The organism is Rhodobium orientis (assembly GCF_003258835.1).
GTDB classification, from domain to species: domain Bacteria; phylum Pseudomonadota; class Alphaproteobacteria; order Rhizobiales; family Rhodobiaceae; genus Rhodobium; species Rhodobium orientis.
In genome coordinates this window covers 1-458 of record NZ_NPEV01000124.1, presented here as the reverse complement: position 1 = coordinate 458, position 458 = coordinate 1, and the positions used below count along the sequence as shown (strand labels likewise).

Annotated in this window: 1 pseudogene; it reads right to left on the bottom strand. The window is 43.7% G+C overall.

From position 1 onward, the window contains the following. Positions 1-458: pseudogene (locus CH339_RS25495) on the bottom strand (hypothetical protein); the annotation flags it as partial.

Sequence of the window (458 nt, the reverse complement as noted above, 5' to 3'; positions counted from 1 at the left end):
ATCTTTAAGCCAACCGTTTCGGCACTGCAAATTGTCAAATCAAAAACGGCCACCACTTCAAGAAGCTTTTCGGCTGTCTTTATAAAATAGCTGCCGGAAATCGATTGATTGTCACACTCATGATGTTCCGATCCACGAAGTAATTTAGTCTCCTCGACGGGATTCATTAAAATTTTGTGACCATCCTTCAACGTCAATTCACGCGGCAAAGTTAATGCCCCGCACCATCCGTCTGCTTTCGTCGGCATCTCTGACTCCCACATATCCATCCAGCCAATCGCAATTCTGCGGCCTTTGTCATCCAATAAAGTTTGCACGGCATAAAAGTCGTGGCCGTGATCCAACTCTTTAAAGGAGCCATGTACAAACTTATTCGTTTCTTCATCATAGTCTCCAATCAAATAGCCTGTTTGATACAGATTTTGATATGATTCACCATCAGCCTCTATACCCTGAGG